This window comes from Streptomyces sp. NPDC020422, from assembly GCF_044386705.1.
GTDB lineage: Bacteria > Actinomycetota > Actinomycetes > Streptomycetales > Streptomycetaceae > Streptomyces.
In genome coordinates this window covers 336,426-351,331 of sequence record NZ_JBIRVJ010000006.1, presented here as the reverse complement: position 1 = coordinate 351,331, position 14,906 = coordinate 336,426, and the positions used below count along the sequence as shown (strand labels likewise).

At 72.0% G+C, this 14,906-nt stretch carries 15 protein-coding genes and 1 pseudogene; 5 read left to right on the top strand and 11 right to left on the bottom strand.

All coding sequences use genetic code 11. The features are described from left to right. Positions 1–244: 244 nt before the first annotated feature. Positions 245–376 (top strand): annotated as a pseudogene (locus ACH414_RS18580) (restriction endonuclease); the annotation flags it as partial. Between the two features lie 486 nt (positions 377–862). Here the strand turns inward: ACH414_RS18580 and ACH414_RS18575 are convergent. From ACH414_RS18575 to ACH414_RS18565, 3 genes are all read right to left on the bottom strand, one after another. Beyond that, entirely contained in the window at positions 863–1,462 is a 600-nt protein-coding gene (locus ACH414_RS18575) for a hypothetical protein (RefSeq protein ID WP_398942490.1), read from the bottom strand. A gap of 43 nt (positions 1,463–1,505) precedes the next feature. Next, on the bottom strand, positions 1,506–2,075 hold the full coding sequence (locus ACH414_RS18570; protein ID WP_391768913.1) for an SMI1/KNR4 family protein: 570 nt from the start codon (positions 2,073–2,075) through the stop codon (positions 1,506–1,508). A 370-nt stretch (positions 2,076–2,445) separates the two neighbouring features. Next, positions 2,446–3,792, bottom strand: coding sequence for a PHB depolymerase family esterase (locus ACH414_RS18565; protein WP_398942487.1), 1,347 nt, complete (start codon positions 3,790–3,792; stop codon positions 2,446–2,448). A 541-nt stretch (positions 3,793–4,333) separates the two neighbouring features. Here ACH414_RS18565 and ACH414_RS18560 point away from each other — a divergent pair. The 3 genes from ACH414_RS18560 (at position 4,334) to ACH414_RS18550 (ending at position 6,015) form a co-directional block, all read left to right on the top strand. Further along, on the top strand, positions 4,334–4,723 hold the full coding sequence (locus tag ACH414_RS18560; RefSeq protein ID WP_398942485.1) for an STAS domain-containing protein: 390 nt from the start codon (positions 4,334–4,336) through the stop codon (positions 4,721–4,723). A gap of 65 nt (positions 4,724–4,788) precedes the next feature. Further along, positions 4,789–5,256: an ATP-binding protein gene (locus tag ACH414_RS18555; RefSeq protein ID WP_398942483.1), complete on the top strand. Its 468-nt coding sequence runs from the start codon at positions 4,789–4,791 to the stop codon at positions 5,254–5,256. 402 nt (positions 5,257–5,658) lie between these two features. Continuing rightward, entirely contained in the window at positions 5,659–6,015 is a 357-nt protein-coding gene (locus tag ACH414_RS18550; protein ID WP_398942482.1) for an STAS domain-containing protein, read from the top strand. Between the two features lie 62 nt (positions 6,016–6,077). Here ACH414_RS18550 and ACH414_RS18545 read toward each other — a convergent pair whose 3' ends face one another. Then, positions 6,078–6,878, bottom strand: a complete 801-nt coding sequence (locus ACH414_RS18545) for a hypothetical protein (RefSeq protein WP_386566682.1) — start codon at positions 6,876–6,878, stop codon at positions 6,078–6,080. Positions 6,879–7,268: 390 nt separating this feature from the next. On the opposite strand from ACH414_RS18545, the gene ACH414_RS18540 reads away from it, so the two are divergent. Continuing rightward, the gene (locus ACH414_RS18540) at positions 7,269–7,610 is read left to right on the top strand and encodes an SCO0607 family lipoprotein (RefSeq protein WP_398942480.1); all 342 of its coding nucleotides are present in this window, start codon (positions 7,269–7,271) and stop codon (positions 7,608–7,610) included. Between the two features lie 45 nt (positions 7,611–7,655). Here ACH414_RS18540 and ACH414_RS18535 read toward each other — a convergent pair whose 3' ends face one another. From ACH414_RS18535 to ACH414_RS18505, 7 genes are all read right to left on the bottom strand, one after another. Continuing rightward, on the bottom strand, positions 7,656–8,402 hold the full coding sequence (locus ACH414_RS18535; protein WP_382533710.1) for an NADase-type glycan-binding domain-containing protein: 747 nt from the start codon (positions 8,400–8,402) through the stop codon (positions 7,656–7,658). Between the two features lie 529 nt (positions 8,403–8,931). After that, positions 8,932–9,510 (bottom strand): phage tail protein, encoded by a 579-nt coding sequence (locus ACH414_RS18530; RefSeq protein ID WP_382533712.1) that lies wholly within the window; start codon positions 9,508–9,510, stop codon positions 8,932–8,934. Beyond that, the gene (locus tag ACH414_RS18525) at positions 9,507–11,480 is read right to left on the bottom strand and encodes a putative baseplate assembly protein (protein ID WP_382533713.1); all 1,974 of its coding nucleotides are present in this window, start codon (positions 11,478–11,480) and stop codon (positions 9,507–9,509) included. The genes ACH414_RS18530 and ACH414_RS18525 overlap by 4 nt, the downstream gene beginning before the upstream one ends. Next, positions 11,480–11,902, bottom strand: a complete 423-nt coding sequence (locus ACH414_RS18520) for a GPW/gp25 family protein (RefSeq protein ID WP_382533715.1) — start codon at positions 11,900–11,902, stop codon at positions 11,480–11,482. Before ACH414_RS18520 ends, ACH414_RS18525 begins: the two co-directional genes overlap by 1 nt. Beyond that, complete coding sequence (locus tag ACH414_RS18515) at positions 11,902–12,219, bottom strand: PAAR domain-containing protein (RefSeq protein ID WP_382533716.1); 318 nt, start codon at positions 12,217–12,219, stop codon at positions 11,902–11,904. The genes ACH414_RS18520 and ACH414_RS18515 overlap by 1 nt, the downstream gene beginning before the upstream one ends. Before the next feature lie 146 nt (positions 12,220–12,365). Beyond that, on the bottom strand, positions 12,366–14,183 hold the full coding sequence (locus ACH414_RS18510) for a VgrG-related protein (protein WP_391768906.1): 1,818 nt from the start codon (positions 14,181–14,183) through the stop codon (positions 12,366–12,368). Further along, entirely contained in the window at positions 14,180–14,905 is a 726-nt protein-coding gene (locus ACH414_RS18505; RefSeq protein WP_386566688.1) for a LysM peptidoglycan-binding domain-containing protein, read from the bottom strand. The genes ACH414_RS18510 and ACH414_RS18505 overlap by 4 nt, the downstream gene beginning before the upstream one ends. Position 14,906 lies beyond the last annotated feature (1 nt).

Genomic DNA, 14,906 nt, shown 5'->3' with positions numbered 1-14,906 from the left:
CCAAGGCCTCGGTGCGGGCGAGAGAAGATTCGCGCCAAGCTTCGGTCGTGCTCTCGATCAGGGCTGCGGGCCTTGGCGGGCAACTCCGCGGTTCCGAGTGCCACGGAAGCAGCACCGATCGCGGGCGAGTTGTGCCTCGCCTACCCACACCACGTCGACCAACGACCCCACCCGAGCGGGGTCTCGGTCATGGGCGACTGGAAGACGACCAGCCAGGCCTGCTGGAACAGCCAAGGAAACATGCCTGGCGCTGCGCCAGGACATCGTGGCACTGCACCGCGACATGCTGGGCTCCTGGGTCAGAGGCGCTCACCTGGAGAGCCTGATCCCGCTGAACGGCAGCGGCGGCGGCCCCAGGCGGCGCCCCTCTGCCTGACCGCGAGGAGGGGCTCGGAGCGGTGAGCAGTCCTGACCGCTCCTGGGTGGGGCGAGCCAAGAAGGCGACCGGGTGTCGCCCCGTACGCCCCGTACGTCAGAGCGCGTCCGGGCCGCGCCGGCGGGCGGATGGAAGTCGAGCCGATTCTTGGTGTCGAAGTCGGCAATCCTGGTGGACCGGCAGGCCGACGTCTTACCTGCCGTGATCCAGCAGGTTGGTCGGGGACTGGAGCAATGCCGACGGCGCCAAAGTGCACGTGTCGGGTGGACATAACTTCTCGGCAAGCGGAATCAAGCATGCCGTCCCCGGCTGTGAGTGCCCTACGGAAAGCGCTGGTACGTGGCGGTTCTGTGCGCAGGACAGGCCGTCGACGAGCCGCGTAGCCTCGGCCTTGACGACCGAAGGAGAGTCATTCGTTGCGTCGGTGAATGTTGACAGATCGGCCGGCTTCCGATTGCTCCTGGCGTTTCTGGAGTCGCTTGTCCATTACGACTCGGGGCGCATTTTACTCACTCGCCTCATGAGCTCGGCCGCTTGATCATCCCAGTCCGGTCCGAATTGTTCCAGATCGGCGGCTGCCGCCATCAGGAGTTCTCGGTCGTCGGGCTTCTGGAGGCACGCGAGGCGGAAAGCAAGGTTTCGCGCCCACGAGGGCAGAGCCATCCAGTCTTCCCTGAGGAGGTGTTTCATGTCTCGGTAGATGACGTCTGGGTCTTCGAACGTCACTGCTTCGACGAACTTCGTGGCGATGAGTTCGTGATCGCCGTCTGCCGCTCCTTCGTCTCTTGCGCGGATGAGCGCCCTTGCAGCCCTCATGAACTCAGACACGGAACCCTCCACTTCAAGAATCGGGTCAGTATATGGCGACTTGGTAATCGAATCCGATTCCGGGCCGTGATACACGATGCCCCGCCCCCGGTCTTGCGTTCCCTGTAGTACGAACATCCTGGGCTTCTGGTAGAGGGCGATGCCGATCGTGGCGGTGGCGGTGGCGGTGGCGGGCGTGGCGGCGCAGTGGGTCGTCGCGGTCCACGCGGGCTTGACCGAGCATTTCCTGGCCTTTGCCGGTGTCGCCGCAGCTCTCATTGGATACCGGCGCCTCACGCGCGGATAGCTTCCTGGGAGCCGATCAGCTTGGGGGGACTTCCAGGTCGATCGGCGGCAATCCCCAGGGCTCCAGAATCCCAGTGCAGTACTCCGCGAGGAACTGGACGGCACCTCCACGGTAGTGCCACCAAGCCCCGCCGCGAGAAGCGACCGTGACGACCCAGTCCTGTGGTGTCGGTCCTGTCGTGCTCCACATGAACTTGTCACCGTCGCACGACTCGCCCCAGGGCAGCAGCCCACCGGGAGCGGGGTGGGCCAGCAGGCCGAGACGGGGCTCCAGCCAGGCAGCGGCAAGCACTTCGAGGGTGTCACGGGTGCCCTGCAGTGCGCGGCCTTCTTCGCCCGGTTCAGGTAGCCGGACCAGAAGGAAGTCCCCGATGTCGAAGGTCGGGTACCACTCCGCGAGGTGTTTGAAGTCAGAGGGAAGTCGGGCGCCCAGGCCCTCCTCAAACCCCGCCCAGTCGATGACCGCTCGCGCCGGCCGACGCAGGTCGGTCAATCCAGGGACAGCACCCTCCAGGAGCGCGAGAGCCTCCTCCGGATCGACTATGCGGCGCTGCGGCGCCTGTGTCCTGACCATTTCTTCTTCCACGAGGCGCAGCGTGCCACACGCAATCGCCCTCCCCGACCGGCGGGCTCACCAAGACTCCTTTGATCCCCAGGGAATCGCGCCTCCCGCTACTAGAGTCATCAGAAGCGGCTTCTTGGGCGAAGCGCTGTCGATCGCCGTGACGGTGGACTCTTCCTCGGCCTCTACGGGGCTGCCGACCTGCTCGTAACCGCGGTTGGCGTCTGAGTCAGTGTGCTGACGCGCGACTCGGACGCCGGCGCCCGTCTTGGCGACGTGGGTGTCCAGCCGAACGCCGGCGATCGTCACATGAGGCGGCGGGTCAGGAAACCCTCACCGGCCGGCCCGCAGGGGTGGGCCTCGTTCGGTGTGCCCCTGCGGGTCGGCTGCGGTGTCACCCCATCGTCCACCGCTGGTTCGTGCCGCCGCTGCAGGACCAGAGTTGGACGGGCGTGCCGTCGGTGGTTCCCAGGCCGGCCACGTCCAGGCAGAGGCCCGACTGGGCCCCGGTGACCGTGCCGTTCGGGTTGAACTTCCACTGCTGGTTGGGCTGGCCGTTGCAGGGCCAGGCGATCACCTTGGTGCCGTTGGTGGTTCCCTTGGCGCTGGCGTCCAGGCAGCGGGTGCCGCCGCCGGTGTTCACGGTCAGCTGGTTCGACGCCGTACGCGTCCAGGTCTGGTTCGCGCCGCCGTTGCAGGTGTGGATCTGCTGCTGCGTGCCCGGCGTCGTGTTCGTGTCGGTCAGGCACTTGCCCGCGGCCACCGCACGCAGCGCGCCCGTCGTCCCGCCCGAGGGGCCCGCGTCCAGTCCCATGAAGTGGACCGCTTCGGCCGCCATCCCCGCTCCCTTGACCGGCAGTTGGTGTCCCGTCCCGGCCAGGCTGTACGCCTCGACCTGGGGGGTGCCGGCGCTGTTGCCGTACCGGGTCCGGGTCCAGTTCGCCGCTGGGGTGTCGGTCGACGACGGCGTCTGGCTGACGCCGAGGACGTCGGCCCACTGCTTGATCTCTTCGCCGAGGTTGTCGTGGCTCAGGATGGAGTCGGCGGTCCCGTGCCACAGTTGCACGCGCGGCCGTGGACCGTTGTAGCCGGGGTATCCGGTGTTCCGCACCAGTCCGCCCCACTGCTGCGGCGTCTTGGACACCTGGCCCTGGGCGCAGGCCGAGTTCCAGCCGCGCACGGTGCCGGTGGCGAAGCAGTGGTAGGGCACCCCCATGAACGCCGCGCCCGCCTTGAAGACGTCGGGGTAGTCGGCGAGCATCACGTTGGTCATCATGGCGCCGGAGGACTGCCCGGTCACGTACACGGCGTCGGGGTTGCCGCCGTAGTGCCGCTCCGCGTAGGTGATCATCGACATGAGCCCGACCGGGTCGCTGCCGCCGTTGCGGGTCAGCGCCTGGTCCGACGAGACGTCCCAGCAGCTTCCGCTCGGGCTCGTCGAGGGGTAGATGACGAGGAAACCGTACGTGTCGGCCTGGGAGGCGAAGTCGGTGCTGGAGTGCATGTAGGGGCCCGTCCCCTGGCAGCCGTGCAGCGCGAGCAGGATCGGCGGGTCGGGCCTGACGCTGTCCGGTGCGTATACGTGCATCAGCAGGCCGGTCGGGTTGGCGCCGAAGTTCGTGATCTGGACCAGCGACGCGGCAGCGGCCCGTGGAGCCGCCTGTAAGTGCAGGCCGAGTGCGAGGCCGAGTACGGCGACGATGCCGAGCAGCCGGGACGCGAGCGAGCGGGATCGGGACATGGGACCTCTCCGTCGGGACGGGCACGAGTGCGAGGAGGTTCCCGGCGCCACCGCGGAGACAACGCCACCGATACTCGTGCCGGTCCACCGCTCCCGTCAACAGCCGCACCACGGCCTCACGGCGGCCGCTCGGGCCCGCTCCGCCCCCAAGGGGATTGCAGCAGGAAGGTGTGGGGACTCTTGTCGCCCGGAAAATGGTTGCGCTAACATTTTTACGAGGGGTCCGGCGCTCACCCATTGCCCCTGGCGCGACCAGGAGGGGGCAACCTGTCCTGCGTCCGTCCCGGATGCTCCCCGAGTTGAGCGGTCTGACCTGGGCTTTCGCCCATGGATCGCTGGTCGGCGGCACGAGTGGCGAAAGTCCGGGCCGTGGATCAAGGTAGTTGTCGGTGGGAGGGGTAGGAGCTGGGTGAACGGTCGCGCCGTCTCGGCGCACCGGATGCCCGTCGGCTGTCGCCGCACTGTCTCCCGCACCCGCGCGGGGTCCGATGCCCCGGCCCACCTTCGACGGTGGAGCCTTCGGTGGGCCAGGAGGCGTCGGATGACGAGCAACCCTTCTTCCTCGCTGCCCGTGCCGGACACCCCGGCCACCCTCGTGCGCCTGGGGAGCGTGGTGGTGTGCGCCCTGGCCGGCGACCTCACCCTCGACAACGAACGCCAAGTCCGGCGCACCCTGCACCGAGCGGTCCTGCAGACCGACGAACTCGTCGCCGTCGACTGCTCGAACGTCACCCTGTTCACCGCGAGCGCGCTGAACGCGCTGCTGGCCGCCCGCTCTTGGGCCGTCGAGCGCGACGTCGCCCTGGTGCTCGCCGCGCCCGGTCCGCACGTCCTCGCGGTGCTGGAGGCGACCGACACCGCAGAAGCCCTTCCTCTCTACCTGACCCTCGAGCACGCCGTCGCCCACGCCGGAGCCGCCCCCTCTGCTTAGCCGTCCCGAAGCCGGGAAGATGCGGGGCCTACCCATCGTGTACGCCCTGACACGGAACCTGTGCCATGACCGTCCAGCAGCCCGGCCACCGCCACCGTCACCGCCTGCCGTTCACCCCGGACGGGCGCCACGAGCGCGTCGTCGGCCGGGGGCTGGACTTCACCCGTGCCGTCCTGGCCGACCAGCTGCCCGACGCCGCCCAGGTCGGGGTAGGCGACGTCCTGCTGGTGGTGGCCGAACTGCTCAGCAACGCCGTCCAGCACGCGGACGGTCCCACCGCCCTCGAAATACGCCTCGACACCCCCGGTGGCCAGGAGGCCGCCGCGGTGCGGGTGGAGGTGTCCGACACCTCCACCGTCAGGCCGCACCCGCGTACCCCCCGTCCGGACGAGCCGGGAGGCCGGGGCCTGCGCATCGTCGAGCGCACCAGCACCGCCTGGGGCTCCGAGGCCGCCCCGGGCGGCAAGACCGTGTGGGCCGATCTGCGCCTGCCCACCCCGGTCGGCGGCGGCCACGCCTCGCACGGGGTCTGAAGCACGCGCCCCGAGGATCCGGCGCCGCCGCCCCTGCCGCTCCGCCCGACTTGCCACTCATCAGGGCGCCTCACCAAGGCCCAAGGCCTCTCATCAGGGCGCCTCATCGGGGCGCCTCATCGGGCCCCCTCGGGGCCCCTCGCCAGGGCCCCGGAGACGGAGCGTAGGGCTGACGGTCGAGACCGGCGGGTGAGAGTGGCGGGCAGGGGGAATACTGGTAGCAACCAGCCTGGTCCGGTGGGAGACCCCGCGCTACCAACCAGTCACCTTCGGTGGCTGTCGGATGGTACGGGTGGTCTCGCTCGGCTATACGCGGCCCGGCGCCGCGCGCTTGACGGCCCTCTTCCGCCCCTCATTGTGGGAGCCGACCGTAATGGGCTGCAGCAGAAACGGCGGAAGACGATGCTTCCCGCCCTCACCGTGCACGTGCGCGCCCATGCCGACACCACCGTGGTGGCCCTGGTCGGCGAGCTCGACCTCGACACCCGCGACCAGGTCACGAACGTCACCGACGCCCTCCCGCCCCTGAGCGGGCAGGTCCTGGTCCTGGACCTGTCCCGGATGACGTTCATGGACTCCACCGGCATCAACCTGTTCCTGATCCTGCGCGCACGCGCCCACAACGAAGGCGGCCGTCTCGAACTCACCGACGTGCCGCGACAGGCACTCCAGGTGATGGACCTGACCGGCACCCGCGAGCTGTTCGCCATCCGCCCGAGCTCGTTCGCCTCCCGCGCGGTCGACCGCAGCGACCGGTAGCCACGTCCGGGCTCTCGCGTCCGCGGACCGGACACCGCGCACTCCTTGCCAGGGCGGCCAGGTCAGGCGGCGAGGCGGTTGCCCTTGTCGTCGCAGGGCAGGCCGGTGGCCGGGTTGTGGGAGAGGAAGTCCCGATTGGCCTGCTGCTCCACCTCGGTGATCGCCGTCGGCTCCACGTTGATGATGCCGCCGAACGGGCGGTCGACGTCCCGGATGATGATCAGCATCGTGGTCAGGAGCGCGGTGATCACCGTCAGGGTGATCAGCTGCCCGCGGTTGTTCCTCCGCGGCAGGCAGATTCCGAGCGCCATCACGGTGATGACGAGGGTGGCGAGCAGGAACCAGAAGATGGCGCTGGGGATGCTCGCGCTCGCCTGGGTGAGGCGCTCCTCGCGCTCGTCGGAGCGCTTGTTGTCGGCGCCGATCAGCATGCCGAAGACCGGCTTGCCCTCCAGGGTCCGGAAGGCCAGCCGGAAGTCCGTCGACCACACGCTGGGCGCCGGAGACCCATGGCCGTCGGACATGGCCGGCCATTCCTGCTCGCGCACGGCGCGGGCGTAGCAGACCGCGTCGGACTGGATCCGGGCGCGCTGCACCTGAGGCGCGTACTCGGCGGTCTCCACGAGCTGGTCCAGGGCCCGGGCCTCACCGCGGGAGGCGACCTCGGCCTTGCCGTACGAGCTGTTGGCGGTGACCAGCACGAAGGACAGCAGCAGGACGGTCATCGTGAGCAGCGGGCCGACCATGTCCTTGACCGCCATTCCCGTGTCGTCGTCATCGGCGACCAGCCGGGGCCGCAGCCAGCGGTTGGCGGCGAGCCCGGCGAGCAGGGCGACGACGGCGACGACGATGACGAGCCACATCAGCGGCCACCTCCAGGGGCAGGGGACGGAACACACCCTGCTGCGGGCACGGGCAGGGAGTCGCGATCATGCCGCGCTCCGTCACCCAGCCCCAGCGAAGAAACGATCATCGCCCTCGAACGAGTGGATCACTTTCGACCGGGGGGACGCCGGTCGCTGCCGCCGTCCGGAGCCACCACGGACGCGGTGGAGTGGTCGTACGCAGGCTGCCCGGGTGTCTGCTCGGAGTGCCCGGGTGCCTGCCCGGAGTACGCCCTGAGGAACCCGGCGCACCCACCACGGCTCCGGCCTGCTGAGCATCCGGCCGGGCAACCCTGAGTACGCGTACTCACGCCACGGCGGCTCCCTGGGGCGAGAGTTGGGGCCGGACCAGACGAAAGGGAGACCGCCGTGCACACGCCCACCACCCTGAACCGACAGGCCCCTGCACCGCGTTACGGGAAGGCCCGTCTCGTGGGCGCCGCGCTCGCGAGCGCGGCCGCCGTCCTCGCCCTGGCCGGATGCGGTTTCGAGTGCCAGGAAGACGTCTGCAGCAGCGGGGAGTACCCCGTCCTGTCCGTGGGCGGCACCGGGTCGGCCTGCGTCTCGGACAAGCAGGAGCCCCCCGCCGGCTTCGTGCGGTACCCGGAGGGCAAGGTGCCCCAGCAGGTCGGCGACAAGTGGGACGTGTACTGGGACACCCACACGATCGACAAGGACGGCAAGATCATCGACGCCCCGGCCGCCGGCTGATCGGTGCTTCCGCACCCGTGTTGAGGTGGCCGACCCCGGCTCGGCTCAACCCCGCTTGAAGAACTCCACCTCCGCGACGGCCAGATGGCGCCCACGGGACAGACCCGTGGGCGAGTCGAGGACCAGGCGGACCGACGTGACGTCGCTGATGCCGGTGGGGAACGTCTGCGGACCGGCCTTGTCGCTCAGGGCCAGGGACTTGCGCACCGTCCCGCCGTCCTTCGTCGTCACCTCCATCTCGATCCGCAGCGCCCGACCCTGGAGCGCGTACTGCTCCGGGGCCGACGAGGCGCCGTTCGTGACGATCACGTCGACCAGGCGGAAAGGCCTGGCGAACGTGTACGTCGCGGAGGCGCCGGCGCCTGGCGCGCCCCAGTAGCGGTTGCTGAGCCCGTCCGTCGTGTCACCCGCCGGGTGCCCGGGGACCTCGGCGCTCGCCCGGACGCGGGCGGGAGTCACCGCCTCGGCCTTGCCCAGCTTGTCCCGGGTGTCCTCGATGAGGTGGCGGCCCGCCGGGAGGAGCAGGAACGCGGCCCCGCACAGGGCGAGCACCACGATCAGGACCGTCACGAAGCGGGCCGCCCGGCCCGAGCCCGCCCGGACCCGCCGGCGGAACGGCCAGACGGTACGCCACCAGGGCAGGGCGGGCGGCGCCGAGGCGGGGGTCAGGCGTGCCGCGCAACGGCGGCAGAACCGCCGGTCCGGGGTGTTGGGCGTGCCGCAGGCCGGGCACGGCACTCCGCTTCCCGTCTCCTCCACCGGGGCGGTGCGCACCACCGGGCGTGCCGCCACCGCCTTGGCGGGCTGGACGGGGCGGGGGGAGTCGACCGGAGGCGGAGACGTAGGCGTAGGCCTAGGCCCAGGCGTAGGCGTAGGCGGGGACGAGGGTGGAGGAGGGGACGAGGGCGGAGGCCGGAGTGAAGCTGCGGCTGCGGGGGCGGTCGGGGGTGTCCGGGGCGGGGCCGGTTCCGATGGCGTCCGCTCCGGTGCCGTCCGTTCCGATGGCGTCCGTTCCGGTGCCGTCCGCCCCGATGGCATCCGTTCCGCTGGCGTCCGCCCCGATGGCGTCCGCTCCGGGGGTGGGGCCCCCGGAGGTTCGGGCTGGTCACGGGTGGGCGTCGTGGGGGCGGCGGTCTCTTCGCGTGCCGTCGCGGAATCCTGGCGGCGGGCTTCCCGCGCCTCCCCTCCTGACGGGCCGGTGGCAGGGGAGCCGAGCCCGGGGCGACCCGGCGCCGGCGTCTCCACGGACCACCCCAAATACGCACCGCAGTTCCCGCAGAAGTCGTCCGTCACGCCGTTGGGCGCCCCGCACGCCGGGCATTCACGCAAGGTCGTCGCCTCCTTCGGGACCGGCGGGCGGACCGGGCAGGACCTCCACCCGGCAGACCGTGTGCACGGGGCACAGGGCGCGGACGAGCGCGCGCACGCGCTCCGCGTCCACCGTGGCCTCGCGCCAGGGCCACACCCGGACCAGGACCTCGTCGGCCGGGGGCGGCGGCAGCTCCGCGCCGGGCGTACTGGACCAGGTGGCCCCGCCGTCCCCGCGGACCTCGGCGGACACGCCCAGGACCAGGCGCAGGGCCTCGACCAGGCCGCGCCGGGTGCCGCGCCGGCGGTGCAGCTCGACCGCGCGCGCCACCGCCTCGCGCCGCAGCTCCACGGGCCACCGGGGATCGTCGACACCGCCCACCCAGGAGGCCAGCCAGGCGAGGAAGTCGGGGGGCGCGAGCCGCGGATCGAAGTACGAGGGCAGGTTGTCGAGGGTCGCGAAGACGGGGGCCAGGACCGTGTCGAGCCCGGCCGTGAACCGCTGCGCGAAGTCGTCGTCGGCGTACAGCGCGGGCAGCTGCTCGCCGATCGGGTGCCGGCTGGGCAGGCCCGGGACGGCGGCCCGGCTCACCGGTGCTCCTCCCCGCTCGCGGCCGTCACGACGACCTGGTGCTGGTACGAGAAGACCAGCGCACCCGCGCCGATGTCGATGCGGTCGACCGGGGCACCGCGCCGTCCGGTGACCGGATCGGCGGCGAACAGGCGGATCTCCTCCACCAGGACGTCCCCGACGGCGCGCTGCAGGACGCCGAACACCTCCCCGTACTGCACCGGCCGCCCGAACGGCCAACCCGTTCCCTCGGGGCCGCCGCGCAGGGGGTTGAGGTGCCGGAACAGCGCGGCGAGCGCCGCTTCCCGTACCCGGTCGGTCTCCGCCGCGGGTGCCGACAGCCGGGCCACCACGGTGACGCCCTGGTAGGCGGGCGGCTCCACGACCAGGCGGGTGCCTATGAGGCGCCGTTCGTCGAGGGCCGACGTGATCGTCGTCAGCACCTGGTCGGAGGGGATCAGCTGCTCGAAGCGGAGCCGGTCGCCCTCGTCGGCCACGGCGTCCGGCACCACCAGGACCCGTACCGCGCCCGGGCCGTCCTCGGCCGACGCGGGCAGACAGCGGACCCGGAGCACCGACGGCGCGGCCTGGCGCGCGATGATCTCGTAGTCCTCGGCGGTCACCGCGCGCTCCTGCATGCGCAGCGCCTCCGGGGCCCGCAGCCGGGCGTTGTCGAGCGTCTCGCCGGCCACGCCGCCGCGCGCCGCCTCACGGTTGCCGACCCGGGTGACGTACGGGACGGAGCTGCGCAGCACCGAGATGGCGCCCCGGGCGACGTTGCCCGCCGGTCCGCCCCCGGTGCGGTAGCGGGCCACCCTGACCTGGGCGCCCTTGGGCGGGACGGCCCCCCGGGAACCCAGGCTGCCGTCGGGCTCGCGCAGCACCGGCGGGAACGTGAACTCGCCCAGGGTGGCGTCGACCCGTACGTGCCGGTCGTCGGGGCCCGAACGGCCGAAGTGCTCCACGACCTCCCAGCGCTGCCACCCCTCGGGGGAGGACACCTCCACCACCGGCGGCTCCCCGTCGAGCAGTACGGGCGGCCGGCCGAGCCGGAAGCTCTGCCCGGCGACTCCCTCCGAGGTGCCGAGGGGGACGTCGGTCACCGTCTCGGCGTGCTCCACGGTCATCGTCCCCCCGATGGTGAAGACGGCGGCCTCGCGCACGGTGGGGGACTCCGAGTAGAACGGCTGGCCGGGCTCCGCCTCCGTGACCCGGCAGCGCAGCCAGCCCGCGCGGGTCCCGCCGATCACCGACGCGGTGTGCCCGGCGGGGACGTACACGACGACCTCGCCCGGCCTGTTGAGCCCGCCGGTGCTGTCGGATCCCGTCTCGCAGCGCTGCCAGCGCCCGCCGTCCCACGCCTCCCACACCAGCGGCGGCTGGCGCGGGTCGACACCGACGCCCTGTACCCGGCTGTCCAGGCGCACGGCGACCACACAGCGCGGCACCGCGGTCGGCAGCCCGAACAGCAGGGAGTCACCCGGCTCCGGCACCGCCTGGAAGCACGGGATGTCCCGCCCCTCGGCGAGCGCCGCGGTCCTGTCGGTCTGCCCGCCGCTGCGGGGCGCGCTCACCAGGCGCGTCAACTCGCTGGGCACGATGCGCAGATGGTCGACCGTCGCGAAGACCACCCCCTCGTCGGGGTCGTCGGGCTCCCCGGCCGCGGTCGTCACCTCGGTCCCGGCGGGCAGCGTCACCGTGTCGGGCTGCGGGGCCGAGAGCCAGAAGTCGACCTCCGCGACGGCGGCGGAGGGCGGGAACAGCCGGATGCCCAACAGGTCGAGAAAGGCGAGGTAGTTCTTGTCCGGGACCCGGTTCAGCCGGTAGAGCAGCTGGTCCACGAGATACGCGAAGGTCTCGATCAGAGTGACGCCCGGGTCGGACACGTTGTGGTCGGTCCACTCCGGGGCGCGCTGCTGCACGTACCGCTTCGCCTCGTCGACGAGCTGCTGGAACCGTCGGTCGTCCAGGTTCGGGGAGGGCAGGGCCATCAGTCCGTGACCATTTTCCCGACCCCCTCCTCGGAGGGGATCGTGTAGAAGGGGAAGACCAGATTGCGCCGGTCGTTGGTGGTCCGCACGGTGTAGTGCACGTCGATGTAGAGGGTGCCCGCGTCCACGGAGTCGAAGGCCACGACGACCTCGTCCACCACGATCCGCGGCTCCCACCGTTCCAGCGCCTCGCGCACCTGCTGCGCGACCCGGCCGGCGGTGTCGCCGTCGCCCGGAGCGAACACGTACTCGTGGATGCCGCAGCCGAACTCGGGCCGCATCGGCCGCTCGCCGGGCGCGGTCCCCAGGACCAGCCGGATGGCCTCCTCCAGTTCCCGTTCCCGCTCGACCATGGCGATGCCGCCGGTGGGCCCGACCCGCAGGGGGAAGGCCCAGCCGCGCCCGATGAACCGCTCGCTCATCAGACGCCCCCGATCAGGACGTTCGGGGCGCCGGTGAGGATCATCGCGCCGCAGGTCGTCTGGTCGCGGGCGCGCGCGGCGGGCAGTCCGCCGATGAGAACGGGGCCGGAGACGGCGGCGGCCGGATTGGGCAGCAGCACGTTGCCCGGGCCGAGCGCCGCGTGCGGCGGCACCACGCACACGTGCAGGCTGCCGGTGACGGCGGCGGGCCGGCCGCCGATCAGCACCGTCGCCACGCTCCGGGCGGCGGCGGGCGGCGGCGTGCCGATCGCGCCGCCGTGGTTGGTGGGGTCGCCGATACGGGCGGCGGCTGGCATCAGGAGCTCCTGGAGGTCGGGGCGAGGGAGGCGGCGGGGATGACGGGGGCGGCGGGGATGACGGGGGCGCCGGGGGCGACGGGGGCGACGGGGGCGACGGGGGCGACGGGGAGGCCGGGGGCGACAGAAAGAACATGACCGCGGCCTCAGTTGATCCGGATGAGCCGGGCCTTCAGGACGGCCAGCAGACCGCCGTCGACGGTGACGTCCGCGGTGCCGTTCACGCGGACCGTCCGCCCGCCGACGCTCACCCCCGCCGTACCGTCGATGTCCACCTGGCGGCCCGTCACCTTCACCGTGCCCTTCCCGGCGTCGAGCGTGATGCCGTCGCGGTCGAGCAGGACGGAGCTCAGCGGACGGTTGCGCCCGGCGTACACCGTGAGCTCGATCCGGTCACGACGGTCGTCCATGCGCACCTCCAGGCGCTCGTCCCCGGTCACCAGGCGCAGCCCCGACGGGCCGGGCGCCGGCGCGTCGAGCAGCTCCACGCGATGACCCGAACGCGACACCACCGAACGCCGGTTGACCTTGCCGCTGGTCCGGTCGATCAGCGGCACGTCGTGCGGCGAGGGCTGGTCCACACCGTTGTAGAGACCGCCGATGACGTACGGACTGTCCAGCAGCCCCTGCTCGAAGCCGACGAGCACCTCGTCGTTCACCTCGGGGCTCACCACGCCACCACCGCCCTTGCCGCCCCACTGGACCGTGCGCACCCAGTCGGTCACATAGGTGTCGTCCAGCCACGGGAACCTCAGGCGCACCGCTCCGCGCTGTGAGCCGTCCGGCTCCCGTACGTCCGTGACCACGCCGATCGCGAGGCCGGGGATGCGAGGGCCGCGCCCGGGCGCGTTGGCGCCCGTCACCAGGCCGGTGAGGGAGCGGTCCGGGCTGGCACTGACCCACACCGTGGTCCGGTAGCCGCCGTGCGGCTCCAGGACGTGCTGCACGGCCGACGCCGTGTACCGGCCGGAGAACGCGGGGCCCACATTGCCCAGGGCCACCGCCTTGCCCGCCCGCAACAGCGGATTGCCCTCGGCCACCGCCTCCAGCTCGCCGAAACCGGCACTGATCTGAGCCGCCGTCGCACCCGCCACCGCCGTCGTCTCGGCCTGGGTACGGTACGGCGTGTCGGTGACCGTCACGGTCGCCGCCCCGAACCGCGCGGCGGCCCCCGGGCCCAGTCCCGGGACCACCGTGTCGCTGACCACGGCCGGCCGCTCGGCGACCAGCGGCCGCTTGGTGGTCACGTCCCAGCCGCGCACCCGCACCTTCGCCGCGCCGTCGGCGGCCGACAGCGCCGCCCGCAGGGCCAGCAGGTTGCGCCCGTACTCCAGCACCATCGGGTCCCGGGTCGCCGACGTCGACGGGGCGGGCGCGCCCGACGCCTTCACCGGCCGGACGAACTGGAGGATCCCCTTGTCGTCCACCCGCACCTGCGCGCCGCTCTCAGCGGCGAGGAACTGCAGGAAGTCCCAGTCGGAGACGTTCGCCTGGGACAGCTGCGGGTACGTGACGGGCGCGGCCTCCACCTTTCCGACCGCCAGCCCCGCGCCGGCGGCCACCTTGCGGACGATGGCGGCGGCCGTCATGTTCCGGTACGCCACGACCCGGCGGCCGCGCTGGAGACGGTGGGCCTTGGAGTAGGCGCGTACGACCGTGAACGAACCGGTGCGGTCCCGGTCGATCTCCAGGGCCGTCACCTCGCCGTTGAACAGACGCTCCCGCGCCTGGCCCTTCACCGTGACCACCGACACCCGCAGCGGAGTGCCGATCGTGATGCCGGTGGCACGCAGGAACTCGTGGTCGGGGTCGCGATACGTGAGGACCGCCGTGTCGGGCAGCGCCACGTTCTCGTCGACCACGCAACTCACCAGCTGCGCGGCCCAGACCTGCGGCAGCTCCCCGGGCGCCTCCACGATGGGATCGGCCGCGAAGGACCGGCCCCCGGCATCGGACGTGCTCATCGCTCCTCCTCGTCGTCGGCCGCGTCCCGCAGGCCGGGCACCACGAGCTCGGTGCCGGGGACGAGCGCCATCGGATCGTCGATCCCGTTGGCCTCCGCGATGGCGCGCCAGGCCGTCGCGTCGCCGTACTCGTGCCAGGCCAGCATCGCCAGGCTGTCGCCCGCCACCACGGTGTGCGTGCTGCGTGCCATCCGCCCGCCGGACGTCGGGTTCTGGCCGGGCGGGTCGACGCTCGCCTCCTCGATCGACAGCGCGCAGGTCGCCCGCAGCGGCTTGCCGTCCACGTCGAAGAGCGTGTACGTCACCGACAGGCTGGAGAGCACCCCGTCGAACGACGTCGTCCGCGCGTTGCCCCACTCGAACCGCACCCACGGGCTCGCCGGCTTCTTGCGGCCCAGACTGGCCGGGGTCGGCACACACGCCTTCATCAGCTTCTCCACCGCCTGTTCCACCGAGTTGTCGTGCGTGGCGGTGGCGTCCAGGAAGATCTCCAGGCTCAGCGCGCGCGGGCCGCTGCCCACGAACTCGGGCAGCGCCGACTGCCCGGCCATCCGGGACGGCGAGCGCCGCCACTCCGTCGTCTTGCGCAGCTCCAGGGACGACGGGTTGAACTGGAGGTCGAGGCGGGCGATGGTCCCGCCGGGCTTGGCCCCGACCGAGGCGGGGGGCTCCTTCAGGGTGAGCTGGGCCCTGGCACGGCTGGTGCGGGCGGAGGCGGGCATG